General features: G+C 34.8%; 1 protein-coding gene. It reads right to left on the minus strand.

The window, feature by feature from the left end; all coding sequences use genetic code 11:
- Nucleotides 1-226: 226 nt before the first annotated feature.
- Nucleotides 227-1,630: a Fic family protein gene (locus J3L16_RS15700; protein ID WP_207614009.1), complete on the minus strand. Its 1,404-nt coding sequence runs from the start codon at nucleotides 1,628-1,630 to the stop codon at nucleotides 227-229.
- Between the last annotated feature and the right edge of the window lie 362 nt (nucleotides 1,631-1,992).

The following is a 1,992-nucleotide window of genomic DNA, read 5'->3' on the forward strand; positions in this document are numbered from 1 at the left end:
CGTAACAAAGCTAATAAACGCCGAATGTAGAGCTGCTGTCAGATCTTCTTGTTATCCAAAAAGCAATTGCTTGACAAAGGGGAGTCCATGTAGCCTCATTAAGAGGCAAAATAATAGTTGGTTAAAATAGCTAGGCACGAGCAAAAGCCAACTGTTATTTGTCCTGCTTTAATGGCTTGTTATAAGTCGTTCTATTCGTTGATTTCTTCTTGTCTAATTGCAAAGTCTACTTTATCTTTGGAAATAATTTTTCTTGCAGTTTAGCTGGAGCAAAATACGTATATTTATTTCCATTCGATTTATACTTTAGTAAAAGATCAAGCTTATATAGTTTGTCTAAATACCCTCTAGCTGCGGTGGAGCTTACATTATTATCTTGTTCTACTTCTTTTACTGAAAATTCTCTACCTGGGTTTTTTAAGGCTTTAGATATTATATCTATATGTTGACGCTGAAAGTGTTCGTAAAAAGGTGACTCTGAAAGTTTCTCCACCATGTGTCTATTTTCATCAATTTTCTTTTGGATATAAGCAGAAAAATCACCTAGTGCATCTATTATGATTTCTAAGTTAAATTGAAGAAAATAGGTTAAATCTAGTCCATCTGTTTCAGATTTTATATAAGCCCTTCCGTAATCATTAGCTTTCTTTTTAATCAGAGCTGAAATTGAAATATATTGAAAGTTTTCATACCCATGCTTTATTGCATACCAATAGAAGAGTGCTCTGGCAGTTCTTCCATTCCCATCCAAAAAAGGATGAATATAACCAATCATGAAATGTATAACTATAGCTTTGATTACAGGGTGAATATAATTCATATTGTCATGAGTGGTATTGGCATATAAACACAGATCTTCAAGTAACTTTTCTACCACCATTGCATCAGGTGCAGTATGAGTGACTTCTCCTTCAGCATTATTTTTTGCCACTTCAATTTTTTTGTCTCTTAATACTCCAGGAATGTGCTCATTCTCACAAACTTTTTCAGTTGCTATATGATTAAACTCTTGGATTAATTCAATACTTAATTCTCTATCTAAGTTTTCGAGAGCAAACTGCATTAAATTCCAATTACTTAAAATCATATTTTCGGAGTCATCACTTGGAGCACGACCTGAGGAGAGCATTTCCTTGGCGACGGCTCTAGTAGTAGCAGCTCCTTCAAGTTGTGCACTTGTTATAGCTTCTTCCATGATTAAGCTTTTCACAAGCATATACTTTTTCTGATCACCAGTTAATCCTGTATGCTCAAACCTATAAGCTTTTTCAATCATTGGAGGATAGTGATTTAAAGCTATTGGGCTCCACCGCATTTCGGAACTATCCTCTGAAACTAAAGATGCGTGTTGCTCTAACATTCTATTAAACTTTAATGCCCACCAAGCCCATACCTTTTTTCCTTTAAAATCGCTATCAAACCTATGGTAAAAATCATTCCAATGTAGATACACTCCCTTACTACTAAACCCGAATTTTCTTGGTTTAACTGTGCGAATGAACTCAAACGACATATCCCCATAACTTTCACATTCATTATATGTAGGAGGTACCTGAATACCATCTATAGTTTTCCTCCTAAATCTAGGGATTTGAGGATTATCAGAAACTTTATTTTCTGTTGAACTCATAGTAAACCAAATTTATTAAAAACTTTGCATTCTTATACTATATACTAATTTTTAGTTGATTTTAAAGTTATATGAAAAGTTAATTCAATTATTAGAGAGAATCATAATTTTTTATAAAGATGACCTACGGGAGTAAGCCTTAGGTGGAGAGGCGCATTAGACTTATAACACCCGCATAAAGGGCGATAACACATGGGCTAAAATTAGGAACTAAGTGACGCAGCCCATGTGTTAGCGTCCCAGCGAGCCTGCGAGCGATTTAATGCGTTTGATACTCATTGAGCCTCCTCCAAATTAGCATAAACAGAGTTTATCCTAATAGGCAACCAAACCAACGGAGAAAACTCAATGAATTTCTATAC

The organism is Alteromonas sp. 5E99-2, from assembly GCF_017368475.1.
Classification (GTDB): domain Bacteria; phylum Pseudomonadota; class Gammaproteobacteria; order Enterobacterales; family Alteromonadaceae; genus Alteromonas_F.

What these genes read in the sequence shown, in the direction of transcription:
- J3L16_RS15700 (WP_207614009.1), bottom strand. Translation starts at nt 1,630, where the DNA reads ATGAGTTCAACAGAAAATAAAGTTTCTGATAATCCTCAAATCCCTAGA.